The sequence below is a fragment of the Limnobacter alexandrii genome, from assembly GCF_005871185.1.
GTDB lineage: Bacteria > Pseudomonadota > Gammaproteobacteria > Burkholderiales > Burkholderiaceae_B > Limnobacter > Limnobacter alexandrii.
This window is the reverse complement of sequence record NZ_SWKN01000006.1, coordinates 1,197,087-1,223,718: the sequence shown is the minus strand read 5'-3', so window position 1 is coordinate 1,223,718 and position 26,632 is coordinate 1,197,087. Positions and strand designations below refer to the sequence as shown.

At 54.3% G+C, this 26,632-nt stretch carries 26 protein-coding genes and 1 other RNA gene; 17 read left to right on the top strand and 10 right to left on the bottom strand.

Annotated features, from left to right (window positions below):
* Positions 1–188 precede the first annotated feature (188 nt).
* From FCS97_RS06070 to FCS97_RS06020, 11 genes are all read left to right on the top strand, one after another.
* A complete protein-coding gene (locus tag FCS97_RS06070; protein ID WP_138517497.1) occupies positions 189–374 on the top strand; it encodes a Flp family type IVb pilin in 186 nt (61 codons plus the stop codon).
* A gap of 21 nt (positions 375–395) precedes the next feature.
* The gene (locus tag FCS97_RS06065) at positions 396–890 is read left to right on the top strand and encodes a TadE/TadG family type IV pilus assembly protein (RefSeq protein ID WP_138517495.1); all 495 of its coding nucleotides are present in this window, start codon (positions 396–398) and stop codon (positions 888–890) included.
* Between the two features lie 24 nt (positions 891–914).
* A complete protein-coding gene (gene cpaB, locus FCS97_RS06060) occupies positions 915–1,880 on the top strand; it encodes a Flp pilus assembly protein CpaB (protein ID WP_138517493.1) in 966 nt (321 codons plus the stop codon).
* The gene (locus FCS97_RS06055; protein WP_138517491.1) at positions 1,877–3,238 is read left to right on the top strand and encodes a type II and III secretion system protein family protein; all 1,362 of its coding nucleotides are present in this window, start codon (positions 1,877–1,879) and stop codon (positions 3,236–3,238) included. The genes cpaB and FCS97_RS06055 overlap by 4 nt, the downstream gene beginning before the upstream one ends.
* Before the next feature lie 12 nt (positions 3,239–3,250).
* The gene (locus tag FCS97_RS06050) at positions 3,251–4,450 is read left to right on the top strand and encodes a CpaE/TadZ family protein (protein WP_138517489.1); all 1,200 of its coding nucleotides are present in this window, start codon (positions 3,251–3,253) and stop codon (positions 4,448–4,450) included.
* A 128-nt stretch (positions 4,451–4,578) separates the two neighbouring features.
* Complete coding sequence (locus tag FCS97_RS06045) at positions 4,579–5,820, top strand: TadA family conjugal transfer-associated ATPase (protein ID WP_138517809.1); 1,242 nt, start codon at positions 4,579–4,581, stop codon at positions 5,818–5,820.
* A complete protein-coding gene (locus FCS97_RS06040) occupies positions 5,817–6,725 on the top strand; it encodes a type II secretion system F family protein (protein ID WP_138517486.1) in 909 nt (302 codons plus the stop codon). Before FCS97_RS06045 ends, FCS97_RS06040 begins: the two co-directional genes overlap by 4 nt.
* Before the next feature lie 12 nt (positions 6,726–6,737).
* Positions 6,738–7,691, top strand: a complete 954-nt coding sequence (locus tag FCS97_RS06035) for a type II secretion system F family protein (RefSeq protein WP_138517484.1) — start codon at positions 6,738–6,740, stop codon at positions 7,689–7,691.
* Between the two features lie 51 nt (positions 7,692–7,742).
* The gene (locus FCS97_RS06030) at positions 7,743–8,531 is read left to right on the top strand and encodes a tetratricopeptide repeat protein (RefSeq protein WP_138517482.1); all 789 of its coding nucleotides are present in this window, start codon (positions 7,743–7,745) and stop codon (positions 8,529–8,531) included.
* Positions 8,528–8,830, top strand: coding sequence for a hypothetical protein (locus FCS97_RS06025; RefSeq protein WP_138517480.1), 303 nt, complete (start codon positions 8,528–8,530; stop codon positions 8,828–8,830). The genes FCS97_RS06030 and FCS97_RS06025 overlap by 4 nt, the downstream gene beginning before the upstream one ends.
* Before the next feature lie 29 nt (positions 8,831–8,859).
* Positions 8,860–9,822, top strand: a complete 963-nt coding sequence (locus tag FCS97_RS06020) for a sensor histidine kinase (protein WP_138517478.1) — start codon at positions 8,860–8,862, stop codon at positions 9,820–9,822.
* Here the strand turns inward: FCS97_RS06020 and FCS97_RS06015 are convergent.
* Complete coding sequence (locus tag FCS97_RS06015; protein WP_138517476.1) at positions 9,819–10,904, bottom strand: HD-GYP domain-containing protein; 1,086 nt, start codon at positions 10,902–10,904, stop codon at positions 9,819–9,821. The two genes, FCS97_RS06020 and FCS97_RS06015, sit on opposite strands and share 4 nt — an antisense overlap.
* 148 nt (positions 10,905–11,052) lie before the next feature.
* On the opposite strand from FCS97_RS06015, the gene FCS97_RS06010 reads away from it, so the two are divergent.
* Positions 11,053–11,361 (top strand): hypothetical protein, encoded by a 309-nt coding sequence (locus tag FCS97_RS06010; RefSeq protein ID WP_138517474.1) that lies wholly within the window; start codon positions 11,053–11,055, stop codon positions 11,359–11,361.
* Here the strand turns inward: FCS97_RS06010 and FCS97_RS06005 are convergent.
* Together FCS97_RS06005 and FCS97_RS06000 are read right to left on the bottom strand one after the other, a co-directional pair.
* Positions 11,345–11,848, bottom strand: coding sequence for a disulfide bond formation protein B (locus FCS97_RS06005; protein WP_138517472.1), 504 nt, complete (start codon positions 11,846–11,848; stop codon positions 11,345–11,347). The two genes, FCS97_RS06010 and FCS97_RS06005, sit on opposite strands and share 17 nt — an antisense overlap.
* A 6-nt stretch (positions 11,849–11,854) precedes the next feature.
* A complete protein-coding gene (locus tag FCS97_RS06000; protein WP_138517470.1) occupies positions 11,855–12,205 on the bottom strand; it encodes a hypothetical protein in 351 nt (116 codons plus the stop codon).
* 128 nt (positions 12,206–12,333) lie between these two features.
* Between FCS97_RS06000 and tal the strand changes: the two genes are divergently transcribed.
* Positions 12,334–13,284, top strand: a complete 951-nt coding sequence (gene tal, locus FCS97_RS05995; RefSeq protein ID WP_138517468.1) for a transaldolase — start codon at positions 12,334–12,336, stop codon at positions 13,282–13,284.
* Here tal and FCS97_RS05990 read toward each other — a convergent pair.
* The 7 genes from FCS97_RS05990 to FCS97_RS05960 all read right to left on the bottom strand — a co-directional run bounded on the left by FCS97_RS05990 (position 13,277) and on the right by FCS97_RS05960 (position 23,183).
* On the bottom strand, positions 13,277–14,497 hold the full coding sequence (locus FCS97_RS05990; protein WP_138517465.1) for a CaiB/BaiF CoA transferase family protein: 1,221 nt from the start codon (positions 14,495–14,497) through the stop codon (positions 13,277–13,279). The two genes, tal and FCS97_RS05990, sit on opposite strands and share 8 nt — an antisense overlap.
* A gap of 22 nt (positions 14,498–14,519) precedes the next feature.
* Complete coding sequence (gene recR / locus FCS97_RS05985; protein WP_008250216.1) at positions 14,520–15,155, bottom strand: recombination mediator RecR; 636 nt, start codon at positions 15,153–15,155, stop codon at positions 14,520–14,522.
* A gap of 9 nt (positions 15,156–15,164) precedes the next feature.
* Entirely contained in the window at positions 15,165–15,491 is a 327-nt protein-coding gene (locus FCS97_RS05980; protein ID WP_246066073.1) for a YbaB/EbfC family nucleoid-associated protein, read from the bottom strand.
* Between the two features lie 22 nt (positions 15,492–15,513).
* Positions 15,514–17,280, bottom strand: coding sequence for a DNA polymerase III subunit gamma/tau (gene dnaX / locus FCS97_RS05975; RefSeq protein WP_138517461.1), 1,767 nt, complete (start codon positions 17,278–17,280; stop codon positions 15,514–15,516).
* A 35-nt stretch (positions 17,281–17,315) separates the two neighbouring features.
* An RNA gene (gene ffs, locus FCS97_RS05970) (signal recognition particle sRNA small type) lies at positions 17,316–17,412 on the bottom strand.
* A 10-nt stretch (positions 17,413–17,422) separates the two neighbouring features.
* On the bottom strand, positions 17,423–20,674 hold the full coding sequence (locus FCS97_RS05965) for a UvrD-helicase domain-containing protein (protein WP_212746438.1): 3,252 nt from the start codon (positions 20,672–20,674) through the stop codon (positions 17,423–17,425).
* Complete coding sequence (locus FCS97_RS05960; protein WP_138517457.1) at positions 20,667–23,183, bottom strand: PD-(D/E)XK nuclease family protein; 2,517 nt, start codon at positions 23,181–23,183, stop codon at positions 20,667–20,669. Before FCS97_RS05960 ends, FCS97_RS05965 begins: the two co-directional genes overlap by 8 nt.
* A gap of 183 nt (positions 23,184–23,366) precedes the next feature.
* Between FCS97_RS05960 and trxA the strand changes: the two genes are divergently transcribed.
* The 4 genes from trxA (at position 23,367) to FCS97_RS05940 (ending at position 26,631) form a co-directional block, all read left to right on the top strand.
* Complete coding sequence (gene trxA / locus FCS97_RS05955; RefSeq protein ID WP_138517455.1) at positions 23,367–23,696, top strand: thioredoxin TrxA; 330 nt, start codon at positions 23,367–23,369, stop codon at positions 23,694–23,696.
* 122 nt (positions 23,697–23,818) lie between these two features.
* On the top strand, positions 23,819–25,075 hold the full coding sequence (gene rho / locus FCS97_RS05950; protein WP_008250210.1) for a transcription termination factor Rho: 1,257 nt from the start codon (positions 23,819–23,821) through the stop codon (positions 25,073–25,075).
* A 96-nt stretch (positions 25,076–25,171) separates the two neighbouring features.
* A complete protein-coding gene (locus tag FCS97_RS05945; protein ID WP_138517452.1) occupies positions 25,172–25,765 on the top strand; it encodes a LemA family protein in 594 nt (197 codons plus the stop codon).
* Positions 25,765–26,631 carry a TPM domain-containing protein gene (locus FCS97_RS05940; RefSeq protein WP_138517808.1) on the top strand — a complete coding sequence of 289 codons (867 nt, stop codon included), beginning with the start codon at positions 25,765–25,767 and terminating at the stop codon, positions 26,629–26,631. Before FCS97_RS05945 ends, FCS97_RS05940 begins: the two co-directional genes overlap by 1 nt.
* Position 26,632: the final 1 nt, after the last annotated feature.

Genomic DNA, 26,632 nt, shown 5'->3' with positions numbered 1-26,632 from the left:
TACTATCGTAACTCACAAGGAGTAATCAGTTTGGGTGTAAATCCCTAGGATTGCTGTGGTCCTTGAGGTCAAAATTGTGAATAGACGGTGCAAATCACAGTCTGATCTTGGTTTTGATCCATTTGGAGTACCCCTAATATGGGGGAATTCGACCTAGAGTTCGATGTTTTCACACAGGAGTGAATGTCATGAGCAAAGCAGCAAACAAGCAGTTGGTTTTGAAACGCAAGGAAGAAGGCGCTTCCTTGATTGAGTACGCGGTAATTGCGGCCCTGGTAGTTGCGCTGGCCGTGGCTGGATTTGCCACCTTGGGTGATGGTTTGGATACTGCATTTACCAACATCGTTAACTCCTTGACTGGCGGCGGAGAGTAAAGCTCTCGCAATGAAGTAACCATGAATACAGCCACTCGGGCTCGCTCTGCTTTTCTCAACCGCGCTGAACAACAGCGCGGTGCACAACTTGTGGAGTTGGCTTTGATGTTGCCGGTTGTACTCACAGTCATTTTTGCAATTGTGGGTTACAGCTTGTTGTTCATGGTGCAACACACGCTTAGCTCAGCAGTATCTCAAGCTGCGCGAAGCGTGGCTGTTGCCGGAAGCACAGCCGACCCAGAGTCTGCGGCCAGGCAATTGTTGTTGAATTCCCTGCCCAGCGCGATGTATCCGGCGGGTTTTAGTTTTTCAACCGACCAATTGGCCGGTGCGGCAGATTGCGGCAATGCACTGGGTGCGGGGACCAACCCGGCCTTGAGTTGCCTGGAGTTTCGGGGATTTTTTAATACAGCCGAGAATCCGTTTTTGTCCAACATTCCTTTTGCAGACACTTTTTTTCCAGAACAACTCAGCGCCAGCGCTGTGGTTCTGTACCAGAACACCGACGCACTGTAAATTCTTCCGGGAGCCCTTCGCGACATGTCAGGAAAAACAAAAATACTCGCATTGCTGCTATTGGGGATCGGACTGATTTTCATGGTCATGGCCTTTTTGTCAGGTCAGAACGTGAAGAAAGGTGGAGAAGCCATCAAAACCGAACTCGAACGCTTCCCCGTAGTCGTCAGCACGGTTGAAATTCAGTTCGGCAAGCCTGTCATGCCCGAGATGCTGAAGGTGGAAAAATTTGCCATTGCACCCAGTGGTGCCTTCACCGACATTGGCGATGTCATCGGCAAAAAACCCCTGTTCAACATTGGCAAAGGCTTGCCAGTGACCAGCCAATATTTTGAATCTGGCGCAGTGGCTGCCGAAGTGCGTGAGGGTTACCGCGCTTTCGCACTGCGTCTGGATGAAAACAACGTGGCCACCGCCAAAATCAAGGCCGGTGATTATGTCGATGTGTTCTCGATCTTCAAATCCAACAGCCGCGAAATTGAAGAAACGATTTCACGCCTGATCATGCCCAAGCTGCGAGTGCTGTCCGTCGGCTCTCAGTTGGTGAATGCGCCAGAAACAACCAACGCCGCCAATGACAAAGATGTGAACAACCGCCCGGTACGTTTAAAAGCGATGATGGTGGAAGTGCCCACAGCCGACATCAATACACTGGCCATTGCGCAAACTCAGGGCGAATTGTTTGTGGTGTTGCGCAGCCCCGAGGAAGAAGAACTTCCTGACATGAGCAAGTACCCTCAGCCCGACACCGTTCTGAAACCTGTGCCCGTGAAAGGCGCGGATGGCAAAGTACTGAAAGTACAACCGCCGATTGAACTGAGCCCAAGCGACAAAGCCTTTGCAGGAACCTCGCTGAACAATGCCATGTTGCCCGGTAGCGGCAACACAAAGGACAACAAAAAACCCGCGCAAACCACACAACGTACGGCCGAACCGGCAACCGTTGAGGTAATTCGCGGCGGCGAAACAACCCGGGAAACAGCGCGATGAAGAACAACAACATCACCTTGAAAAGTGTGGTCGCAGCAATTTCATTAATTGCATGTGCAGGGCTGATCAGCCCCCAGGTGGCAGTGGGGCAAACACCCGCGGCACCCAGTAGCACCGCACCTTTTGTACTCACCCTGAGCACTGGTTTCCAGAAGGTCATCAGCCTGCCCGGCATTCCTGCACGGGTGTCGATTGGCGACCCCAGCATTGCCTCGGTTACCGTACTCAAACCCACCGACCGCGGTGGTAAAAATGCAGGTGTTCTTGTGACTGGCCTGAAAACCGGTTCTACATCGCTATTGATTTGGGATCGTGGTGCCAGCATGGCCCGGGTGATCACGGTCTCAGTAACCGGCAAAGCGGCTGAAACAATTTCAACGCTGAAAGACCTGAACCTTGAAACCGAAGGACAGGTGTTAAAACTTTCAGGCTCAACGCCGAATGTCAGCACCTATCAGCAGGCCCGGGAAAGTTTGATCAAACCGGGCAGCGATGGCAAACCAGCCGAACTGATTGATGAGGCAACCATACAAACATCGGGCACCGTGCAGGTGGATGTGAAAGTGGTGGAATTTACCCGCAGTGAATTGCAACGCTTGGGGATTAACTTGGCCGGCGAATTCAACAACGGTGGATTTAGCTATGCCATTGCAAATCCAGTGGCATCTGCCAGCAACTCTGTTGCAAATGCATTCGGGCTCACCTTGGGCAATCGGGCTGGCGACCTGACAGCCAACCTGAATATTCTGCAAGCCGATGGGTATGCGAAGGTTCTCGCAGAACCCTCACTGATTGCCCAGTCGGGCCAGGATGCATCATTTCTCGCGGGTGGCGAAATTCCAATTCCAGTGCCTTCCGGCAACGGCACCATTGGCATTGAGTACAAAAAGTTTGGTGTGGGTTTAAGTTTTACGCCCACCATTTTGTCGAACAAAACAATCGCCTTGAAGGTATCGCCCGAAGTCAGCGATCTCGACTTTTCTCGCGGCACATCCATTCAGGGTGTGCTGGTTCCCGCCATCCTGACTCGCCGTGCAAGCACCACGGTTGAACTGGGCGAAAACCAAAGTTTTGTGATCGGCGGCTTGATCAGCCGAAACATCATTGCCAACGCCAACCGGGTCCCCTGGCTGTCTGAAATTCCGATTCTGGGTGCCTTCTTCAAGGGCAACACCTACAGCCGTGAAGACAAGGAATTGCTGATCATTGTGACACCACGATTTGTAAAACCCCGTGCAGCAGACGCACCCGCTTTGGCCCTCCCAGGCCAGAATGTGGGTATGCGCCCGCGCAGCGTGTGGAGCCAACTCTTCCTGCCTGCCGCGAAAGAGCCTGTTCCTGGCTTCACCAACAATTAAGGGGAATCAGCGATGCAACAAAGCATGCCCCGAATACTGTTCATCAGTGGGTCTGATGCCAATTGGCTTTGGTTGTCAGATGCAGTGGGTGACCGTTTCATGCTGGTGCGCGAATCTGGCACATTCAGTGAAATCACCAAACGTGTAGGCTTGGTATCGCCCAGCATGGCGGTGGTGGATTACTCGCCACAAGTGGGCCTGGATGCCAGCCTGATCGTGAAAGAACTTCGAGAACTGGCACCCGACCTGCCTGTGGTGGCGATGGGTTCGAAGGACTCGACCGAAGACGTGGTCAATGCACTGCGCTCCGGTGTCAAAGACTTTTTAAGCCTTGATTCAAGTGCTGGCGAAGTGACAAAAATTCTGACGGGCGTGGTTGAAAAAGCGCCCAAACAAAGCAATGAGCGCAAAGGCTATGCCTTGGTGGTACTAGGCGGACGGCAAGGCGTGGGCTCCACCACACTGGCAGTCAACCTGGCGGTGCAATTGGCCAAACAAAACAAAGACAGCACCCTGCTGCTCGATTTTGGCTTGCCCCTGGGCGATGGCCTGGTACACCTACCCGCCGAAGACAAGCAAGGTGCCATGGACTTTGTGGAATGCGTGCGCAACCTGAAGCGCTTTGATGCAACACTGGCAAAAACTGCATTTCGCCGAAACAATGCAACGGGCGTGGCCATACTTTCACTGCCCAGAAACCTCGCGGACTTGCGTGACATTTCCGCATCCGATGCACTGAAATTTTTGAACCTGATCAAATCCTTCTTCGAGAACATCGTGATTGATTTGTGCGGCTTCTCCAACATTGAATTCGTGGCCAGCCTTCTGCGCAGCGCAGACGCCACGATGGTATTGACCCCACAATCCGTACCCGGAATTGTGACTGCGGCTGAATTGATCAAAGGCCTGAACGACAAAGGCATCGCAACCCAGACATTTGACCTGGTGGTCACGCCTTATCACAAGGATGTTGCGCTGGACGCAGAATCGATCGCCAAGAAACTCAACATTGAAACCGTGCACACTTTGCCTGACCGTCGTGCGCCCCTCATCAATGCGGTCAATGGTGGCCAGGTGTTGTCTGCTGCCGATTCCAAAGATCCATATGCCAAAGCAGTTGCACAACTGCTCGGCAAAGTGAACGCCAACCGCAAACACCTTGAGGGCCACGGTGGCCTGTCAAGTACATTCAAAAAATGGTTTAACAAATGAGTGAGATCATTTTCGGCCAGGAAGCGCCGCCCCCCAAGCCCACGGAGCCTGAACACATTGAAGGCGCTGCATCCAATGCAGCCAATTCAGCTGAGGACTTGCAATTCGCCACCGTGAAAGTCAGCGAAATGGACTCTTCGGTGCTGGCCGATGTGAAGGAAATGGCCCATGAGCATATTTTGGCCATCATTGAAAAGAAAGGCGCCACCTTTGCCAAAATGGACAACAGCGCCCTTGAGAAATTCATTCAAGGTGAAGTGCAGAGCCTGATTTATGGCAAACAGATTCCGCTGAACGATTCCGAGGTGGCCTTCGTGGCCGACTCGCTGTACAAGGAAATTGCAGGCTTTGGCCCGCTGGAAGACCTGCTGGCCGATCCCAATGTTGAAGACGTGATGATCAACGGCTACAAGGACGTTTACGTGTCCAAAATGGGCCGCATGGAACGCGTTCAGGCCCGCTTCGTGGACAATGCCCACCTTTTGCGTATCGTTCGCCGCATTCTGGCGCCACTGGGTCGCCGGCTCGATGAATCCAGCCCCATGGTGGACGCCCGCCTGCCCGATGGCAGCCGGATCAACGTGATCATTTCCCCACTGGCCCGCGATGGCGTGGTGGTGTCCATCCGTAAGTTCAGAAGCACCCCCCTGCGTGCGGAAGACCTGATGGGTTTGGGCACCTTCGATTCGCGGGTGTACGAATTGATGCAAGAGGCTGTTCGCAAACGCTGCAACCTTGTGGTCAGCGGCGCAACATCCACCGGCAAAACATCCATGCTGAACGTACTGGCTGAATTCATTCCGCCTGGCGAACGTTTGATTACGATTGAAGACACTGCAGAATTGCAACTGAACCACCACCACGTGGTACGCCTTGAAAGCCGCCCGGGTGGTCATGAAGGCGCGGGCGCCATTTCAATTCGCGACCTGGTTAAAAACAGCCTGCGCATGCGTCCCGACCGTGTAGTGGTGGGTGAGGTGCGTGGTGCGGAAGTATTGGACATGCTGCAGGCCATGAGCACGGGTCACGATGGTTCCATGGGTACCATTCACGCCTCAACGCCACGAGATTGCCTGCATCGCCTTGAAATGCTGTCGGGCTTTGCCGGCTTCACCGGCAATGAAATGAGTTTGCGCCGGCAAATCGCCTCGGCGCTTGATTTGATTGTTCAAATTGTTCGTCTGCCGTCGGGCAAGCGCCGCATTTACAGCATCACGGAAGTGGCTGGTATTGTGGACGACAATATTTTGTTGCAAGACCTGTACCGCCATGAAAGCCGACTCGGCCCCGACGGCCAGGAACTGGACAACTGGGTGCCCGTGGTGCCCTACCCCAAAAACCCGAAAATCTCGCACATTCGCCTGACATGACATTCGGACTGATCGCCGCTGCCTTGGTATTCATTTCTCTGGCCCTGCTGCTGATGAGCCGGGGGGCTGAAGAACAAAACCGCAAACTGGCGGAAAGCCGCCTGGATGTGGCGTTGAGCAAATCCCGAGACCCACTGGCGCTCGAGAAAGATCCGCTTCGAAAAAAATACATTCCACAGTGGATCACCGACAGCCTGATCTCAGCGGGTTTGACGATTGACCGCGCCTTGGGCATCCGTGTGGCCATGATCCTGCTGATCCCGGCCCTTGCAGCGTTCGTGTTTCGCGGCGCAGCCAGTGCCGCTGGTGCACTCATTCTTGCTTTGCTGGCGATCGCTGCATACATCCTTTACCGGCAACGCAAACGGCGGCTGCAAATGCTCAGCCAGTTGCCCAACTTTCTGGACGGCGTGGTGCGTGTGAGTGCGGTGGGTTACAGCCTCACCGTGTCGTTCAACACTGCGCTGGAAAATGCCGAACAACCCCTGAAAGAAGCGTTGGGGCTGGCCGTTCAAATGCAGTATGCCGGCCTTGAACTGGACCAGGCCATGCATCGCCTGGCGCGTGTGTATGGATTGTCCGAGTTCAAACTGATTGCCTCTGTGGTGGCGCTGGCGCTGAACTACGGCGGCAAAAGCGATATTTTGCTGGGCCGTTTGGCGCAATACCTGCGCGACCGCGAACAACACCATCAGGAAATGCTTGCGATGTCATCGGAGGCTCGCATGTCGGCGGTGTTCATGTGCTGCTTAACACCGGCGCTGGCCGGAATCATTTTGACATTGAACCCGGCTTACCTGGGCACCATGTGGAATGACGACACGGGCCGCATGCTGTTGTTTGTCGCGGGTATTCTGCAAATCGCTGGCGCTGCGATCATCTATCGCATGGTCAAGAGTATTTAAGGGCGCGCCACCATGGACATGAACACATTTTTGGCGATTGGAATCTTCCTGCTGGGCCTGGGTTTTATCGGCTTGGCCTGGAGCTTGTTAAGCCAAAGCAGCCGCAAAGAAAAAGCACTGGCCCGAATTGATGAGTACACCGAACTGCGTCGCCGGGTTCAAAGTTCTGCCGCGGTGCGCAACCAGGTGCCCACCAGCGTACTGACCGGAAGAATCGAACGGCTTGGAGAACAGTTCAGCAAAACCAAGGCATTCACCTACTTTGTTGAAGACGAGGACAAAAAACTACTGGGACGGGCTGGCTTTGGACGTGAAGAGGACCTGAGCCGCTTTGTACTGATGCGAATTGCGCTTGCGCTGCTCGGCTTGGCCATTGGACTTTTCTTGAACTGGGACGCCGGTTTTGGCCCCATCTCCATGATTCAAGTGGTTGCCGTGACAGGCATCGGCTTCATGGCGCCCAAGTGGTACCTGAAGGCGGTTGGCGAAGGCCGGGAAGCCGCGTTCGAGCGCGAACTGGTTGCTGTGGTCGATGTGATGCGCCTGTTGCAGGGTGTGGGCCTCAGCGTCGACCAGTCCATCGAAGTCATGACCTCGCAGCTGTACGATCTTGTACCCATCACCGGGCGCATGCTGCGCAGATCGCGCGCCCAGGTGAAGTCTGGTGTGCCATGGATTGTCATGCTGAAACGAATGAGCAGCATGTATTCCAGCGACGAATTCAAATCATTTGTGCAGGTTCTGGAGCAGATTGAGAAATTTGGTGGTGCCGTTCAGGAACCCCTGAAACAGTTTTCAGATCGACTGGTTGAGAAAGAAAGAGCCAATGCCAAAGAAACAATGGGCAAGCTGACTGTTAAACTGACCGGTGTGATGGTGATTACCATGCTGCCGGCCCTGCTGATCATGACGGGCGGCCCCGGTATCATCTCCATTATTCGTGCATTTGAACGGGTCGGAGGCTAAAGCGTGTTAAGCAGTCGTGTAACTTCAGGGCAATTTTATCGGCAATTTGCCATGTTGGCATTGCCCCTCATCTTGCTTGCCTGTGCAACGCCACAGCAGGCACCCAATGGGCAAACACCCCCAGCGGACCCGGCAACAACACCCGGCGTGCCGAATATCAGCGCGACCAGCCCCACACAGGATGCGCTGATTGAAGCCGAACGCAAAGAACTTGACCGCGAAGACGAAGAAACAAAAAAAGCACGTGCTGAACGCGAGAAAAACCTGCACCTGAAACTTGTTCAAACCATGATTGAACAAGACAACGCCTACGCAGCATTGGCCCACCTGGATGCTTATGACCAGAAATGGGGAGCGGACCGGCAAAGCAAGCAGTTGCGCGCCGATTCACTGCGCAAAACCAGCCAGCTGGACCAGGCTGAACTGGTTTACAAATCGTTGCTCAGTGGGCAAGGGCAACAGAAGAACGGTCCAATCTGGTATGGCTTGGGCAAAGTGGCCATTGAGCGCGGCGACCTGAAATCCGCAGCTGTCCGGCTGGAGAAATCCGTTCAAGCCGACCCCTTGAACATCAATGCCTACTCCGACCTCGGCCTTGTTTATCTGCTCGAAGGCCAGAAAGAACCCGCGTACAACACACTGATGAAAGCCAATCAGTTGGCCAGTGGCGATTCGAAAATCATGGCCAATCTTGCCCTGTGGGGCTTGGTGTTTGACGACTTCAATATGGCCATGGACATCGCAGACCGGCTACAGTGGTCTGACAACACCCGCAACCAAGTGATGTCGCAAGCCAATTCCATCAAAAGGCGTTTTGACGCCAAAGGAAACACCCAATGAACTCAAGCACTCCCTGGATATTGGCTGCCTTGATCAGCGCAGCCCCCTTGCTGGCCAGCGCACAGGAAACCGGCAACACGAATCAAGGCTCAAACGCCATTTCGGGTACCACCGATGCCGAAACCGGCTTAAGTACCCGCACATGGCTGAAAGAACAGGCCGAGGGCATTAATCGCGGAGAAGTCGAAGCCTACAGGGCGGAATCGGCAGGCAAAGCCTACCGCGCCTACTCCGATTCGATTGGTGCCAAAGACCAGAAAGCACCGGTGTCTCAAGTTTCAACCATCAAGACCAACTAAATTTTCACGTGCTGCGCCTGCTGCTCAAATTGCTGTCTTTTGTCACCGGCCAACGGCTATTGACACCTGAGCAGGCCAAAAACCAAGAAATCGAGTTGAATGACCTGCGTGCCAAACAGGCCGCGCTAGAATCTTTGTCAAGCAAACTGCGCAGCGAGATGAAGCGCCAGCAAGCATTGGCGCGCGAGCAACTCAAGGAAAAGCAAAGCGCTCATGAGCAGGCGCTGCTCGCCAAGCAATCCGAAATCGACAGCCTGAAGGAATCGCTGGGTCAACTGAACCAAAGTGTGGACATTGAAACCCAGCGACAACTGAAAGAGAACAACGATTTGCTCAGCCAGTTGAACTGGTTGTCCGGCACCATTGCCCATGATTTCCGGGCACCGTTGCGTGCAATTGATGCCTATTCATTTTTCCTGGCCGATGACCTGGGCGAGAATGCACCGCCCGAGGCCAGCAAATCACTGGAAGAAATTCGCCGCAACGGCAAGCGCATGGGCGTACTTCTCGATGCCTTGATTGAATATTTGCGCTTGGGTGTGTGCCCATTGAATGTTCAACTTCACGACCTGAATGAAACACTGGTTCAGGTGGTCAACGAGCATTTTGACTTTTCACCGGTGCCAATTGAAATTCAGGTACATGGCAAATGGCGTTTTGACAAAGCCATGATGATGAAAGCATTCAAAGAACTCATCGACAATGCCGTGAAATTTTCCAGACCCGTTGAATCGCCCAAAATCACCATTCGGCAAAGCAGCCCGGGCACCCTTGAAATTATCGACAACGGCGTGGGGTTTTCAGACACACACGATGCCCAGAAATTTCAGCTGTTTCACCGCATGCACGGCAACGACGAATTCGAGGGTGAAGGCATTGGCCTGGCCACGGCCGAGCGCATTGCGTCACGCCACCACATCAAGCTGCACTTGAACCGCGTGGGCAACCAAACCATCGCCAGCCTGCAATTGCCAGAGTACGATTTGCACTAAACCACCTTGGACAGCAATTCCAGCAGACTTGGCAGTTTGCCCAAATCTCGCCTGGGCAAGGCATTGCGCACCTTGTTTCCATCGGAGGAAGTGTCCACCAACGCAGCGCCCGGGCCCGGTGTGCGCAAATTCCGGAACACAAGCACCACCGGGCTAATCGCGGTTTCACCCCGAATCAAGCTGCAGCCAATTTCACTGCCTGTCAGTTGCACCAGGCTGCCCGCCGGGTAAATGCCCAACTCTTCCAGAATGATGGCAGTGAAGCTGCTGTACAAGGGATCAGCATGGGAAAACAGATCCTTCACAGCCTGCTCGGCCGTAAAATTACTGCGGTAGTCACGCTGGGCCATTCTTGCATTGAAAGAATCACAAACCCCCAACAACACTGAGCCCTCATTGTTGTTGGGCAGCTGGTTGGGATAACCCGAGCCATCGGGCAGCTCATGGTGCATGCGCACCGATTCAATCCAGACCTCATCCTTGACGCCCAGCAATTTCAGTTTGTTCGCACTTTGTTCGGGATGCTTGCGAATGGTTTCGCGTTGATCTCTCGAAAGCGGTTCTGTTTGCGCCCGCAAGCGAGCCTGCAAAGTCAGCATGCTGATGTTCATGGTCAAGGCCGCTTTGAGGTGCGAATTCAACGCCTCGTCAGAAAAACGATTGCTGCACAGCCCCACCCGAAACAGGGTCAAGGCCACCAGCATGTGGTGCATCACCGGGTAGTCATCGGCGGTGTGCCAGGCCAAATAGGCATAGGCCAAATCGAAATGATGAATGGCCATGTGCCTGAAGCGCGCGGCCAACTCCTCCAGCACCTCGACAAAGGTCTCGGGCTCCTCATCCATCAACGCCTTTGACAGCACCTTGTAACAGCAATCCAGTTCTTCGAACAAATCCTGGGCTTGAAGATAAAGAAGGGTGGACTGACTGAGTTCAGTTTCAAGCGCCACAAGACTTTCCCCGGCGGCATGGTTGCCCGGGCTGAATTGCTTGCCGGATGAAAGGTACAAATGCTCCGGTGACAGTGACTTTCGCTGCAACAAAGGTTGCACCACCTGGACATCTGAAATATTGATCAACATGGGCATACTCCTGTTCGTCCTGTTGATAACGTCCGGGCCGTCAAAAGGAAGATCGCCCAATCGGTGCAGTCCACTTCGGGGATCTGCTGAACTGGATCAAAAAAAGTGCTTTATTCGAAAAGTGTCTGAAACAGCAAAGGTGAGATTCTTGGAACAAGTCAGATACAGGTTCATCACCATGCAAACCATACAACTGCAAGCCACACCCAAGCACGACTTCCGTTTTCCGGAAACCGTTGAACTCCAAATGGCTGCTCCCTTACAGGACAATGATGCCAATCTGGATGACGCATTGGCTGTTATTTTGCATGCGGTCAGGCAGAGCAAAAACCCGCAAGCCATGGACGCCCTGGGCGCCTTGCTGGGCTATATGGAAACCCTGGAAAGAAAACAGCTGGTCAGCCAAAGTACCCAGAACTGGGTGACCCTGGCCAACCCCATTACCATGAGCCTTTAACGTATTGACGACCACGAACGGTCAGCAACAACACCACACCTTGCGCCAGAAAACCAAGCCCGCTCCACATGGGCAATGACAAACCCCACAGGGGTGGAAACTCATCGGTGCACAATCCATCTGCAACAAACATGTCGGGCCAATATTGCGCCCACGGCAAGGCATTCAAAGTGTTCTGAAGTGGATCGACCCCACAGGTTTGCGCGGGATTGGCCAACACCCAGACGTGGTAAAACGCCACGCCGGCACCCGCCAAAAAACCCGTCAGCGTGACTATCACAAACAGGGCTGACCACATACTTTTTCTGGTGGTCAAACCAATGCCCAAAAACCCCAAAGCGGTTGCCATGTAGGCATAGCGCTGAATAATACACAGCGGGCACGGAAACCATTCTTTGCTGATTTGAAGAAACAGTGCCGCAGCCAATGCACCCAGACTGATGGAAAGACCGAGTATGGCCCAAGGCCGCGCGGAAGAATATTGCATGGTTGATTACTTGCTTTGCACCCAGTCCTGGGTTGATTGAAAAATAGCACTCATCGCAGACAAATACTGCTTGGTTTCCTCACCCAATGGATTGTGTTCCATACACAGAAAAACAAACCGCAGTTTTTTGAAACCGATGGTGCCTGCTGCACCGGCACTTCGATGAGCCATCGATTTAAAGGCCTTCTCTTCCATTGAAAAAGGATCAAAACCTTCGGCGAACCAGATTTCCCGGGTTTCCTCGAAAAACTCCTGCGCAAACTCCTGAAGCATTTCAAGCCCCAGTTCATTTTCCAAACGTCCCCACTGATCAAAATCAATCAAGGGTTGTTGTTCAAGTTCTTGTTCAGAATACATGGCGGATACTCATCGTTTGTTGTGTTTTTTTTAATTCCTGCTTAAAGGATACTATTTCATTCATCAAATAAATGCCTTAAACCCCTATACTGGGTTGTACTTCGTTGAATTTTCACCACCATCAAGACATGAACAACGCATTAGAACAACTGAAACAAGCCACCACCGTAGTGGCCGACACAGGCGACTTTCAAACCATTGCAGCCTTTCTGCCCCAAGACGCCACCACCAATCCGTCACTGATTCTAAAGGCTGTTCAAAAACCGCAGTACTTGCCTTTGCTTGAACAAATCAAGGTCAAATACGGCCATGAGCCGCTTGAACTGCAAACGGATCGCCTGCTGGTTACGTTTGGCACTGAAATTCTGAAAATCATTCCAGGTCGAGTTTCCACTGAAGTGGATGCACGGCTAAGCTTCGACACCGAGGCCACCATTGCCCGCGCCAAACGCATTGTGTCCCTGTACAAAGCCGAAGGCATTGACACCGAAAAGCGCCTGTTGATCAAAATTGCATCAACTTGGGAAGGCATTCAGGCTGCAAAAGCGCTGGAAGCCGAAGGCATTCACTGTAATCTCACTTTGCTGTTTTCACCCATTCAGGCACATGCCTGCGCGCAGGCCGGTGTCCAACTGATTTCGCCTTTCGTTGGCCGAATTTACGACTGGTACAAAAAATCGGCAGGCAGCACTTGGGATGAGGCAGCCAATGCGGGGGTGAACGACCCAGGTGTGAAATCCGTGCGGCGCATTTATGCCTATTACAAACAAAACGGCATTCGCACTGAAGTGATGGGCGCAAGCTTTCGCAATGCAGGGCAAATCAAGGCACTGGCGGGCTGCGACCTGCTGACTATCAGCCCAGAACTGCTGGCCGAGCTGAAAGCCGATGACATGGCCTTAAACGTGGAATTGACCCCTGAATGGGCGCTTGGCCAAACGCGCGAAACTTTCCCGGATGGCGAAGCGGCGTTTCGTTTTGAATTGAATGCTGATGCCATGGGCACCGAGAAACTGGCCGAAGGTATTCGGGCGTTTGTGAAAGACTCGATGACACTGGACGGGTTGTTGCTTAAATAACCCCATCAGCTGCCATGCGCTGAATCTCTTCAGCCGAATAACCGAGCCCCGCCAACACCTGCGCATTGTGCTCACCCAGCTTGGGCCCCAACCAACGGGTTTGCCCCGGGGTATCACTTAACTTGGGCACAATGCCCGGCACCCTCAAGGTGCGGTCTTCGCCAAAAGCATGTTCTTCGATCATGCCGCGCGCGGCAAACTGTGGGTCGCGCACAATGTCTTCAATGCTGTAAATTTTGCTGACCGGCACATCCGCTTGTTCAAGCACTTCTAGTGCCTCGTCAATGCTGCGTTGCTTGCACCATTGGGCAATGGTGTCGTCAATCAATTCAGTGTGGCGAACCCGGCCATCGTTGCTGGCCATGTCGGGGTTTTCTGCAAAATCGCTTCGACCAATCGCCACCATCAAACGCTTGAAAATGGCATCGCCATTGCCACCAATCACGATGAATCCACCACAGCCGCAGGTGTAAGTGTTCGACGGCACAATGCCCGGCAAACTGGCGCCTGAACGCTTTCGTACCACGCCCGCAAAATCATATTCGGGCAGCAAGCTCTCCATCATGTTGAACACCGACTCATACAGCGCCACATCCACCACTTGGCCCTTGCCTGTTTTGTGGCGGTGCTGCAAAGCCATCAGCGCACCGATGACTGCATGCAAACCAGCCAAAGAATCGCCAATTGAAACGCCCACTCGCACAGGTGGGCGATCGGTGTCACCACTTAAAAACCGCATGCCCCCAATCGATTCCGCAATGGCACCGAAACCCGGGCGGTCTTTGTAGGGGCCGGTTTGCCCATAGCCACTCAAGCGCACCACAATCAGGCCGGGGTTCAAGGACTGAAGTTGCTCAGGGCTTAAGCCCCATTTTTCAAGTTGACCTGGCCGAAAGTTTTCCACCAGCATGTCGGCACTTTCAATCAGCTTGCGCAATACGGCAAGGCCTTCTTCGGCTTTCAAATTCAGCGTGATCGATTTTTTGTTGCGGGCCTGCACAGCCCACCACAATGAATTGCCTTCGTGCAGCACACGCCATTTGCGAATGGGGTCACCGGTGCCGGGCGTTTCAACCTTGATCACTTCCGCGCCAAATTCACCCAGCATTCGGCTGGCAAAAGGCCCTGCAATTAGTGAGCCCAACTCGAGCACGCGGATGCCCGTCAATGGACCGTTGTTGGTGGGTGTAGATTGCTCAGATTGGTTCGTCATGGCAACAAGCAAGAAGGTGTAATTATTCCGGGTCAGAACCCAACTGGCGACGGTCCAACAAAGCCCGCGCCACGGTGCTGGGGTCGGTGTATTCAAGTTCCCCACCAATTGGCACACCACGGGCAAGGCGACTCACCTTCAGTGCCATGCGGCGAATGCGGTCAGTAAGAAACACGGCAGTGGCCTCGCCTTCATTGGTGAAGTTGGTGGCCAGAATCACTTCTTTCACCTCGCTGTCGTCAAGGCGTTGGCTTAGCTTGGGCCAGTCCAGCGACTCGGGGCGAACACCATCCAGTGGCGAGGCTCGGCCCATCAACACGTAGTAATAACCGCGATAGGTTTGGGTGGCTTCAATGGCAGCCAAATCGGCTGGTGTTTCAACCACACACAGCAAACCAGGGTTGCGGCGGGTGTCACTGCAAATGGAACACACATCGGCATGGCAAAAGTTGTTGCACATGCTGCAGTGGCGAATTTCTGCCACCGCTTTCAACAGCGATTCGCCCAAAGCGGTTGCAGCCTGACGATCGTTTTGGAGCAAGTGAAAAGCCAGGCGCTGCGCCGACTTTGGCCCCACTCCGGGCAAGCGTTTCAGCGCCTGCACCAGATCAACCAAGGGGTCGAGGCCATCGAAGGCGTCAAACGCGGAACGGCTCATGGGTGAGTATCAGAATGGCATTTTGAAGCCGGGAGGCATGGGGAAACCAGCGGTGACTGAAGACATTTTCTCAGTCATCGTGGCTTCAGCCTTGCGCACCGCGTCATTGAACGCAGCAGCCACCAGGTCTTCCAGCATGTCTTTGTCTTCGCCCAACAGCGATGGGTCAATGTTGATGCGCTTGCAGTCGTGCTTGCAGGTCATCACTACTTTCACCATGCCACCGCCTGATTGTCCCTCTACTTCCAAGGCACCAATCTCGGCCTGCATTTTGGCCATTTTGTCTTGCATCTGCTGCGCTTGTTTCATCAAGCCGGCCAGTTGGCCTTTCATCATGTTCATCTCGAATTCTCTCCTGTCAAATGTCGGCTGGGCCCGTGTTGCTCAGCGTGCGTTCAGAACCTGAGACCACGGTTGCACCCATCAAGTTCTGAATGTCTTTTAAAAACGGATCTTCCTGCAAAGCCTGCTTGGCCCCCTCAAGGGCTTGCCTGCGGGTTTCGCTTTGCACCGCATGCGCGGTTTGCTGCGCTTCGCCGAACTGCATTTGCAAACGCACAGTGCTTCCATAGTACTGGCCCAACGCACTTTCCAGACGAGTCACCATGGTAGGTTCAGTGTAAGCCTTGATCGCTGTGCGCAACACAATTTGGAGCACATCGCCCTCGCGACTGGCTTCAACCAGCTCGGCCTGCACCAGCGCTTGGCGGGTCAAGCCCTTGGCCGGCACTTCCTGAGAAACTTGTGGCCAGTTGGCTGCACTGGGCAAATCGCCGCTGGCGGATTGAACCGGCGCTGGCTTGGATGCTTGCGATTGGGCCACGGGCAAATCATCGGCTGTGTCCCAAGGCGGTGATTCATCGAATTCATCTGCAACGGGGGCAGGCGCAGCTTTGGGTGCGGGCGATGCGGCAACAGGCGCGACCGGCGTAACAGGCACTGAAGGCAAAGCGGTAGGCTTGGCCACAGGCAGGGGCACCGTTGCTTTTACAGAAGCTGGAGCCAAGGGCATGGTGCGACTAACTGCGCCTTGCCCACCCGGCTTGAAGGCCAGCATGCGCACCAGCGCCATGGAAAACCCGATGGACTCCTCAGGGGCCAAATGCAATTCAGCGCGAGCATGCGTGGCAATTTGGTAAATCAGTTGCAAATCTTCTGCACCGAAAGCACCTTGCAAGTTTTGTAGTGCCGCCTGGTCAGGATCATCGGCATCAAGCCCACCCGCAAAGTGCGCAACAGAAAGCCGGTAGGCAATGGCGGCCAGTTCGTCAAGAATGGCACCAAAAGGTGCACTGGCTGTGGCCAGCGCATTGCTCAACTCCAGAAGGGCTTTGCCATCACCTTGGGCCAAGGCTTGCAGCAGTTGATGCACCACTTGCTGGTCGACTGCGCCCAGCATGGTTCGTACGGTTTCCTCGCCCACATGGCCTGCACTATAGGCAATGGCCTGGTCAGTCAAAGAAAGCGCATCGCGCACACTGCCGCGCGCGGCCTTGGCCAGCAGGCGCAAAGCGCCGGGCTCAAAAGCGATTTGTTCTTCAGAAAGAATGTGGGCCAAGTGGTCTGCAAGCTGGTCGGGTGGCAATTGGCGCAAGGCAAATTGCAGACAACGCGACAACACCGTGGCCGGAATTTTTTGGGGATCGGTGGTGGCCAAAATAAACAACACATGGCCCGGCGGCTCTTCCAGCGTTTTCAGCATGGCATTGAACGCGCTGGTGGACAGCATGTGCACTTCGTCGATGACATACACCTTGTAGCGGCCAGCCGTGGGCGCGTACATGGCGTTTTCAAGCAGGGCGCGCATTTCATCCACACGGGTGTTGGTGGCCGCATCCACTTCCAGCAAATCGACAAAACGGCCCTGGCTGATCTCGACGCAGGCCTGGCACTTGCCACAAGGTGTGCGGCTAATGCCTTGCTCGCAATTCACGGCGCGAGCCAAAATTCGGGCAATGGTGGTTTTACCCACACCCCGAGTGCCGGTAAACAAATAGGCGTGATGGAGGCGTTGATTATCAAGCGCATGGGAAAGCGCTTTGACCACATGGGCTTGGCCCACCAGCGAATCAAAGTCTCGCGGTCGCCATTTTCGTGCCAAAGCCTGAGATACGGTTTGATTCATTCAGATTGGGTCCAGCAGTTGGGTCCAACAAATTAAGAGGCGAGCCAGAACCCCGGCACTGACTTCACGGTTGTGGCTGCTTCCTTCCGGACCTGACCAGGTTGGCCGCTACGCCATGCGGGGAGGCCCGCCAGGTTGAATTCTACACCGAAGTGAGCCAGTGAACTTCGCCGTGCCGGTCAATCAGTGCAGCTTGTGTAGGGGCCGGCTTTTCGCCCTTGTTCAGCGTCATGTCAACTAAACCCACGTATTCAAGCACTTGCTGGGTATAGCCCTGTAAATTGTCCGAATTAACGGCCCATTTGTAGTCCAGTACCAGAAAACGATCGGGCAAGCCAAGCACCCGGTCGGCCCGCAAAGATCGACCATCGCCCAACACCCACTCCAGTTCATTGAACACCCGGTTGTTGCTGGCCTTCGCCCCCTGCAACCAGGGCTGCAAATCGGTTTTGTTCACCAGCAATTGGCAAGCTTGCTGCACATGCTGCAATTCATCGTCCCGCAAGGGCCGAAATACCGCCTCGCAGCGCACCTGCACCCGTGCCCACCATGTGTCGAATGGCACCTCATGCAGTTCATCCACCCATTCAAGCGCAGCATGCCAGGCGGTGCCTTTGCGCAACTCAGGCGAGGTAATGCGAGGTACCACCTTGCCCACCGGCGCATTCAATGCGTTCAGCACCGGAAACTGTGGGCGAACCCACACTGCGGGTGGATCAAACAAACCAGCCAGTTCAATTTGTGCGGGCTCCGACACGGTGGTGTGCGCGGCGCTTTCAGTCATTGGCCATGTGTCATGCACCTGCGTGGCAAAAGGCAGCAAACGTTCATACCAACCCTTGCTGGCCCCGCGTTTTTCACTGCCGCTCATATGAATGGAATACCGGGCGCGGGTCAGCGCCACATACAACAAGTGATCTTCTTCGTCGGCGTAGGCTTGCTGTTCAATGGTTTGGGCGGCGGCACGGCCCGGGCTTGGGTTGCTCAAATTGCCCATCACCGTGACTGAGTTGGGATGCGATTCACCCAAGGCCCAATCAATCAGCAAACCCGCATTGCTGCCACCGGGTTTGGGCGATGAATTGGCATCGAACAGCCACACATGATCAGCCTCCAGGCCCTTGGCAGAATGCACGGTCATGATGCGCAACACATCGGGGTTGTTGGCAGCACCTTCGCTGTCTGAACTGGCGTAGGTTTGCAACTTCACCGCCTCATCGAAGGCCTGCTGCAAACTCGGAAAACGGCCTTTGTTCAAACCCAAGGCCCAAGCCTTCAACCAATCCCAGTGCTCGGCCATCATGACCCGCTGGCGCGGTGAAGCCGAATTCAAATATTTTTCGGATGCCTTTGTATCATTCACCACCTTCGACAGGGTTTCAAACAAGGGCAGTGCACGCGCCATGCGCAGCCATTCGGACAACTGCGCGTGTAAGTTAGCCCAAGGCGTTTCACCCTGTTTAGCCAACACATCTAGCGTGCGCCACACCGTAGTGGTCTGGGTTGATTGGCCCGCGCCAATCAACGTTTGAAACTGCGCGGAAGAAAGCCCAATGAGGGGGCAACGCAACAGTTGCAACAGGTGCAAGTTCGCATGCGGGTCGTTCAAAAAGCCCAAAAGCGCAATGGTGTCCGCCCACACCTGCGAGGTGTAGCGCTCGCCTTTGTCTTTGATGGTGTAGGCCAAACCGGCTTCACGCAAAGCGGCCATCAGGGGCACACCGCTTTTGTGAGCACGCACCAGCACCATCACCTGACTCAAATTCTTGATACTGCCGTTCGTCAACCACTGTTGCAGGGTGTGCACCACGCGCTGTGCTTCATCAGGGCCTTCATCTTCATTCAGCAGCTTGGGGTAAACATTCAAACCGCTCAGCCTAGACTCGCCATCTCCGGCCAAACTGGTGTGCGCGCGAAAGGCAGTTTGCCCCCGGGTTTGCCCCGACTCAAATACGTGGTTGACCACATCAACCACAGACTGCGCACAACGCCGTGTCGAATCCGATTCCAAAGTTTTGGCTGCAAAATTGACAACCAACCAGGTACGCGCGTGGTTGAACAATCGTGCTTCAGCACGGCGAAAACGGTAAATCGATTGCTTGGGATCGCCCACCAAAAAAACGCTGGGCTTGTCGTCGCCACTGTAATCCTGCAACCACAGTTTCAGAATGTTCCACTGCACCGGGTTGGTGTCTTGAAATTCATCGACCAACAAATGGCGAACGCGCGTGTCCAGTTTCTGCTGCATGTAGGCTCGCTGATCATCATTCATCAACATACGCAGTGCGGTGGCTTCAAGGTCATCGAAATCGCACAAACCTTGCTCAAGCTTGATTGATTTGTAGGTGTCAAACAAAGGCTCAATCAATTGCGCCAAAGCGGCTGTGGCCTGCATGTCGAGCTGGTCTTTTTCAAGTTGCAAAGCCTGTGCAGTTTGCAGGGCCAAACCCTCGAGGGTTTGCACATATTCCGTTTCATCTAACCCCGCCTTCAGTTGCCCTGCTGTGGGTTTGCTGAAGGTTTTGCTGGGCTCTTCTTTGGAGGTCAAACAAACTGCTTTCAACAGATCAAACACATGCCCGGCATCGCCACCTTCTTGCAAAGTGCCCAACGCTTTTTCAATTTCCACGGCATTGCCTTGTTGCTTGGCAGTGCCCAAAGCCAACCAGCGTGCAGCCTGTTGCCATTGGTCCAAATAATGTCGATTGTTCAACACCTCGACAGGCCACGACTCGCCCTCATCAATACCAAACACCATGCTCAAAGGCGGCGCTTCACTGTTGTTCAACCACAGGCTGCAGGCTACGCGATTGGTCAGCGCATGCTGCAACACTTGGCGCACCACGGCACGGTCCATTTGCGAAGCCAGGGTGTCAAAGGCTGGCAGCAATTCCGATTGATCATTCAGCAAATTGGCGGTGAATACATCAATGGCCTTGTCCATCCAGAACAGGGTTTGATCCGTGGGTTCGCTTTGTCTTGAAAAACCACTGGCCAACGGCGCCATTTGACACAACGATGCAAACCAGCCGTGAAAGGTGTCAATCGTTACACCGCGCGAATTGGTCAACACTTCGCCAGCCAGTGCGCGTGCTTTTTTCAGGTTTGCTTCACTGGCGACGGCACCGCGCTCTAGCAACAAATCGCTTAGTTTGTCATCACTGAACAAGGCGCAGTCACGCAACAAACCAAACAGACGTTCCTGCATTTCCTGCGCAGCCTTGCGTGTAAAAGTGATGGCCAGAATTTGATCGGGTCGCGCACCGTCAAGCAACAAGCGAAACAGGCGTGCAGTGAGTAACCAGGTTTTTCCGCTGCCTGCGCACGCTTCAACCACCACACTATTGGCAGGCTTGCAGGCAATCGCGGTGAAGTTGGTGGATGAATCACTCATCGCCACCCTCCTCGCCTGCCATGGCCTCGTTGAATGTGGGGTGAGTTTCTGGTCTGCACACGCCACGCACTGCGCAGTATTCACAGGCATCACCCGGGTTGGCTTGCCACACTGCCTTGCCTTCAAAAAACGAATTCAATTCACAGCTTAATTCACTGAGCAACACCTCGCCCCACGACTGAAACCCCTGCTCACGATACTCATCGCTCAAGGGTGGAAAACTGACCCAGTCCACCTTGTCCTTGTGCAGCCCCAGGAAATCCAGTTGCGCACTGGGACTATTCAACATGGCCTGGTAGGCGGGCAGTTGAGGTTGGCTTAAGGGTTCCGACAATCTTTTTTTCAACACCGTGGGGTTGGTGAATTTGATGTCGGATATGGCCAGTGCATCGCCGCGTGTGTCAAGCCGATCGATTCGGCCTTTCAGTTCCAGCGACACACCGCTGGGTTGAAGCACCAAGGTGTGGCTTAGCTGCTGCTCTGCACTCTTGAATTGCCAACCCTGAATTTGACGCTCCATCAATTTGCCAGCCAGGCGCGGCACAATTTGGTCAAAAAATTTCAGGAAGGGATAAACCATGGCTTGGTCTGGTAGCTCCATCTTGCTCCACACCAACTCGGCCTGATTCAGCAATGTCTCTTTCCACACCTGCAATTCATTCACAGCCTTTCCAGGCAAGGCCATGTGCTGCGCAGTTTTCTCAAGCACTTTGTGCACAAAAATACCGCGCAGTTGTTCATAGCGCATGGCACCCTCATCACGCTGCGGCGGCCAAGGCAAGGCATGCTTCAAGCCAAAGCGAAGACGACACGCCACCCAGTCATCCAGCGCGGTCACCCGCAGTGAATCGGGCATGGATGCCGAGTCGCTCAAAGCGGTCAATTGCAAGGCTTGTTCGGGCGCTTCCCGCACTTCAATTTCAAGGCTGGAAGGCGCGCGGTACCATTTGCCCGACCACGGCTGGGCAAGGCTTGCAGGGTCTCGCAACACAATGTCCAGCCAGGTCAGTTCAGGCAACAACATTTCAGGTTTGCCCGCCACTTGCGCGCTGTGCACCAAGGTTATTTCATTGCTGTGCAACAGCAGTTCATACAGTGCAGCTATTTTTTGAATGCGCGCCAGACGAGGCCCCGGAAAACCCAATTCCTGCGCCACAGCGGGTGGCAACAAACCGGGCGGGCTTTCCTGAAAATGCGACTGCGCACAACCCAACACCAACACGCGCTTGAACTGCCGCATCCGCGTGCTCAACAAGGGCACCATGCGCACCGGGCTTTCAATGTCCAAAGGGCGAAAACGTTGCGATTCAGCCCAACTGCGCCAGGCAGCTACAAATTCCTGCACATCAAATTCAGTGTGGGCAGGCACTTGCCGCATCAACCCCAGCACGGTCAACAATTGTTGCCCCGCCTCATCCGGCTGCAAAGCTGTATCCAAACCATGCTTTTCAAACAGGGCCAGAAAAGCAGTTGCCCATTGCGCCAGCGTGTAACGGCCGCCTGTTTTACCGAAAGCCCAAGGCTCAAGATGCTCAATTGGAAGGCCACTAAAAGGTTGGGCAATGGTGGTGAGCTGGCCATGCTCTACAAACTGTTGCAACAAGTGGTCGAACCAGCCCGCCACATTCGATGTGGACAAACGCCAACCAGTGCGGTCATCCACCAACACGCCCATGTCCGCCAACAACCCCACCATGCGGCGCGCCGCCAGGCGATCAAGCACAGCCACAGCAATTTCAGTGGTGGGGTCTGCGCGCAGCCATTCCAGAATTTGATGTGCGGCTTGCTGGGCCTGCGTGGTTTCGTCGGGTGCCACCTGCAACACCACCGGGCTGACCTGGGTGTTGAAACGCTTCATGCCTAAGATTTGCCAGGGCTGGGGACCCTCAATGACTGGAAGTTTGAACACCTGCACTGGCACTTCGGGGTAAAACAGATCCAGCCAAAGGCCTGGCACGGTTTCGCCGTCATCAAACCACACCACCTGCACGGGCGGCTTGCCCCGGGGTTCGGCTGGTTTTGGCAACAGGTCCATTAACTCGGCCGCGTAAGTTTGTGCCAAGGTTGCCACCACCTGGGTCTCTTCGGCAGCAAAAGTGTTGTTCTCGGAGTAGGTTGCAAGCGCACTTGTGTTGCGTTTTTGCACCAACACCTGTCGCAAGGCCAGCTCCAGGTATTCCTGAGCCAAACCCCACAATTGCGAAGGCGATGAACCGCCCCCCAGCAAGGGCAATTCACGCAGCACACCAACCAGGTCAGCTTGCAGGGCCAGCCAGGGGCCCATGGCGGCAGGTTGGCTTAACCGGTCAGCGGTTTGAACCCACGGCCCCAGTGTGGCTGCGCCTGTGTGGTGTTGCGCCCAGTGCCGCTTGAAGCTGCCCACAGTCTCGATTCGGGGCATGACCCACAACACCTGACTGGCGTCCAAGCCCGCTTGGCTTAGCCACTCAAATGCCGCCGCGAACGGGTTGGCGTAAGAAGAATCAACGGAGACAGGGTGTTGGGTCAAAACGTGTATGTGTTGTTAAGTCGATTAAAACGAGCGCGGGTTTGTGTTTCAGTTCGATTTCGCTGTACCATTCAGAATAGCATTTTCTTAAATGAAGAACTTTCATGGTCTGCGCGTGTGCTTTAATCACCCGGATCCGCTTTGTGAACACCCTCCAAAGCAATTACCCACTTGAGGATTTAAATGAGCAGTGACCTGATCAAACACGTCAGTGACGCATCTTTCGACAGCGATGTTTTGAAAACCGACGGCCCTGTGCTGGTGGATTACTGGGCTGAATGGTGTGGCCCTTGTAAAATGATCGCGCCGATTCTTGATGATTTGTCCTCGGAATACAAAGGCAAGCTGCAAATCGCCAAGATGAACGTGGACGAGAATTCTGAAACGCCTGCCAAATATGGCATTCGCGGCATTCCAACCTTGATGTTGTTCAAGAATGGTGCCGTGGTGGCCACGAAAGTGGGTGCCCTGTCCAAATCACAGTTGGCCGCCTTTATCGACAGCCACCTGTAATACAATATTGATTGAGTAGCCCGGCATGTGCCGGGCATCGAACCCCCTCACTGCAGCAAAACCCCCACCCTTCGTTAACCTGTTTACCTCGCGGCGTTCGCCACCTACACAAATAGCCAAACATGTATCTATCTGAACTAAAAACGCAACACGTCTCTGCCCTGCTTGAAGTGGCTGGTGGCCTTGAAATTGAAAATGCCAACCGCATGCGCAAACAGGAATTGATGTTCGCCATCCTGAAGAAACGCGCCAAAAACGGCGAGCAAATTTTTGGTGATGGTGTGCTCGAAGTGCTGCCCGACGGCTTTGGCTTCCTGCGCTCGCCCGAAACATCGTACTTGGCCAGCCCGGACGACATTTACATTTCCCCCAGCCAGATTCGCCGTTTCAACCTGCACACGGGTGACAGCATTGAAGGTGAGGTGCGCACCCCGAAAGACGGCGAGCGTTACTTCGCGCTGGTGAAAGTAGACAAGGTCAACGGCGAAGCGCCCGAGGCCAGCAAGCACAAAATTCTGTTTGAAAACCTGACCCCGCTGCACCCCAACCAGCCTTTGAAGCTGGAACGCGACATGCGCGGTGAAGAAAACAACACCGGCCGTATCATCGACCTGGTGGCCCCAATTGGCAAAGGCCAGCGTGGCTTGCTGGTGGCGCCACCCAAGTCGGGTAAAACCGTCATGCTGCAGCACATTGCGCACGCCATTACAGCCAACCACCCCGACATCACCTTGATCGTGTTGCTGATCGACGAACGTCCCGAAGAAGTGACAGAAATGATGCGTTCAGTGCGTGGCGAAGTGATTGCCTCCACATTCGACGAACCGGCAACCCGCCACGTGCAAGTGGCTGAAATGGTGATTGAAAAGGCCAAGCGCCTGGTTGAGCACAAACGCGACGTGGTTATTCTGCTCGACTCGATTACCCGCCTGGCTCGTGCTTACAACACCGTGGTGCCCTCTTCCGGCAAGGTGCTCACCGGTGGTGTAGACGCCAACGCGTTGCACCGCCCCAAGCGTTTCTTTGGTGCTGCCCGTAACATTGAAGAAGGTGGTTCACTGACCATCATCGCGACTGCACTGGTCGACACTGGTAGCCGCATGGATGAAGTGATTTACGAAGAATTCAAGGGCACCGGCAACATGGAAATCCACATGGAACGCCGCATGGCGGAAAAGCGTGTGTACCCAGCCATCAACATCAACCGCTCTTCCACACGTCGCGAAGAATTGTTGATCAAGCCCGATTTGCTGCAAAAGATTTGGGTGCTGCGCCGCCTGCTGCACGACATGGACGAAATCGCTGCGATGGAATTCCTGATGGACAAGATTCGTCAGACCAAGAACAACGCAGAGTTTTTCGAGATGATGAAAAAGTAAACCAAATCATATTTTTAAAACTAAGCCCATGCTGCTGTTGCACCATGGGCTTTTTTAATTGCACAATCAGGCAACCACCCACCAAGGAGCCTTCCAATGAATCGCGTTTTCTCTCTGCTCACTCTGATGTTCGCGCTGGTTCTCAGCGGCTGCGGTTACAACACCATTCAAACCACGGATGAACAAGTGAAAGCAGCATGGGCCGAGGTGTTGAACCAATACCAGCGCAGGGCCGACCTGGTGCCCAACCTGGTGAACGTGGTGAAAGCCGAGGCCAACTTTGAGCAGGAAACGCTGACTCAAGTGGTTGAGGCACGTTCGAAAGCCACATCCATCCAAGCCACGCCCGAATTGATCAACGACCCGGAAGCCTTCAACAAATTTCAGCAGGCGCAGGGTGAACTCAGCGGTGCCTTGTCGCGCTTGTTGCTGATTACTGAGAACTACCCCAACCTGAAGGCCAATCAGGGCTTCAGGGATTTGCAAACACAGCTTGAAGGAACTGAAAACCGGATTACGGTGGCACGCAATCGCTACATCAAATCGGTTCAGGACTACAACGTCACGGTTCGATCTTTCCCCAACAACCTGACTGCCATGGTGATGGGCTATGCAGTAAAACCCAACTTCACCGTTGAAAACGAAGCTGAAATATCACGCCCACCCACTGTGGACTTCGGTACCAAGTGATGGTCGGCCTGCGCAATCTCTTCAGTCAATTCTGGCTATGCACAATTTTGCTTTTTGCGCCGGGCTTGCTGTGGGCACAAGAAGTGCCTGTTCCACCGCTTACCGCACAGGTGGTGGACACAACGGGTACGCTAAGCCCGGAACAGCAAGCTGCATTAATTCAAAAACTACAGGCATTTGAAGCGACGAAAGGCAGCCAGATTGCTGTGCTGCTTGTTCAAACCACGCAGCCTGAAACCATTGAACAATATGCATTGCGGGTTGCCGAAAACTGGAAAATTGGTCGCAAGAATACAGACGATGGCGCCATTCTGGTTGTGGCCCTTCAAGACAGGGCCCTGCGTATTGAGGTTGGTTACGGCTTGGAGGGTGCACTCACGGACCTCACCTCGAAACGCATTATTGATGAAATTATTGTGCCGCAGTTTCGCCAGGGCGACTTTGCGGGCGGTGTAGCGGCTGGCGTGGATCAAATAATCAAGGTGATTGAAGGCGAACCCTTGCCCGCCCCCGTTGCCACTGGCACAACCCGTTCCTCCAGCACCATTGAAGACATTGCACCACTGCTGTTCATGGGAACCCTGTTCATTGGTGGATTTTTGCGCAAAGCCATCGGAAAACTGCCAGCCGCCGTGGCCACTGGTGGATTGGTGTTTGTGGTGGCCTGGCTTTTTGCCGGCGCTGTTATTTTTGCACTGCTTGCAGCAGCGGCGGCTGCATTACTAACCTTGTTTGGCAACTCAGTGGGCGGCATTGGTGGTGGCCGTGGCGGATTCAGCCGCGGCGGCGGTGGCTTTGGCGGGGGTGGTGGCTTCAGTGGTGGCGGCGGCGGTTTTGGAGGCGGTGGTGCCTCGGGAAGGTGGTAAG

What these genes read in the sequence shown, in the direction of transcription:
- FCS97_RS06070 (WP_138517497.1), top strand. Translation starts at nt 189, where the DNA reads ATGAGCAAAGCAGCAAACAAGCAGTTGGTTTTGAAACGCAAGGAAGAA.
- FCS97_RS06065 (WP_138517495.1), top strand. Translation starts at nt 396, where the DNA reads ATGAATACAGCCACTCGGGCTCGCTCTGCTTTTCTCAACCGCGCTGAA.
- cpaB (WP_138517493.1), top strand. Translation starts at nt 915, where the DNA reads ATGTCAGGAAAAACAAAAATACTCGCATTGCTGCTATTGGGGATCGGA.
- FCS97_RS06055 (WP_138517491.1), top strand. Translation starts at nt 1,877, where the DNA reads ATGAAGAACAACAACATCACCTTGAAAAGTGTGGTCGCAGCAATTTCA.
- FCS97_RS06050 (WP_138517489.1), top strand. Translation starts at nt 3,251, where the DNA reads ATGCAACAAAGCATGCCCCGAATACTGTTCATCAGTGGGTCTGATGCC.
- FCS97_RS06045 (WP_138517809.1), top strand. Translation starts at nt 4,579, where the DNA reads ATGGACTCTTCGGTGCTGGCCGATGTGAAGGAAATGGCCCATGAGCAT.
- FCS97_RS06040 (WP_138517486.1), top strand. Translation starts at nt 5,817, where the DNA reads ATGACATTCGGACTGATCGCCGCTGCCTTGGTATTCATTTCTCTGGCC.
- FCS97_RS06035 (WP_138517484.1), top strand. Translation starts at nt 6,738, where the DNA reads ATGGACATGAACACATTTTTGGCGATTGGAATCTTCCTGCTGGGCCTG.
- FCS97_RS06030 (WP_138517482.1), top strand. Translation starts at nt 7,743, where the DNA reads ATGTTGGCATTGCCCCTCATCTTGCTTGCCTGTGCAACGCCACAGCAG.
- FCS97_RS06025 (WP_138517480.1), top strand. Translation starts at nt 8,528, where the DNA reads ATGAACTCAAGCACTCCCTGGATATTGGCTGCCTTGATCAGCGCAGCC.
- FCS97_RS06015 (WP_138517476.1), bottom strand. Translation starts at nt 10,904, where the DNA reads ATGTTGATCAATATTTCAGATGTCCAGGTGGTGCAACCTTTGTTGCAG.
- FCS97_RS06005 (WP_138517472.1), bottom strand. Translation starts at nt 11,848, where the DNA reads ATGCAATATTCTTCCGCGCGGCCTTGGGCCATACTCGGTCTTTCCATC.
- FCS97_RS06000 (WP_138517470.1), bottom strand. Translation starts at nt 12,205, where the DNA reads ATGTATTCTGAACAAGAACTTGAACAACAACCCTTGATTGATTTTGAT.
- tal (WP_138517468.1), top strand. Translation starts at nt 12,334, where the DNA reads ATGAACAACGCATTAGAACAACTGAAACAAGCCACCACCGTAGTGGCC.
- FCS97_RS05990 (WP_138517465.1), bottom strand. Translation starts at nt 14,497, where the DNA reads ATGACGAACCAATCTGAGCAATCTACACCCACCAACAACGGTCCATTG.
- recR (WP_008250216.1), bottom strand. Translation starts at nt 15,155, where the DNA reads ATGAGCCGTTCCGCGTTTGACGCCTTCGATGGCCTCGACCCCTTGGTT.
- FCS97_RS05980 (WP_246066073.1), bottom strand. Translation starts at nt 15,491, where the DNA reads ATGATGAAAGGCCAACTGGCCGGCTTGATGAAACAAGCGCAGCAGATG.
- dnaX (WP_138517461.1), bottom strand. Translation starts at nt 17,280, where the DNA reads ATGAATCAAACCGTATCTCAGGCTTTGGCACGAAAATGGCGACCGCGA.
- FCS97_RS05965 (WP_212746438.1), bottom strand. Translation starts at nt 20,674, where the DNA reads ATGAGTGATTCATCCACCAACTTCACCGCGATTGCCTGCAAGCCTGCC.
- trxA (WP_138517455.1), top strand. Translation starts at nt 23,367, where the DNA reads ATGAGCAGTGACCTGATCAAACACGTCAGTGACGCATCTTTCGACAGC.
- rho (WP_008250210.1), top strand. Translation starts at nt 23,819, where the DNA reads ATGTATCTATCTGAACTAAAAACGCAACACGTCTCTGCCCTGCTTGAA.
- FCS97_RS05945 (WP_138517452.1), top strand. Translation starts at nt 25,172, where the DNA reads ATGAATCGCGTTTTCTCTCTGCTCACTCTGATGTTCGCGCTGGTTCTC.
- FCS97_RS05940 (WP_138517808.1), top strand. Translation starts at nt 25,765, where the DNA reads ATGGTCGGCCTGCGCAATCTCTTCAGTCAATTCTGGCTATGCACAATT.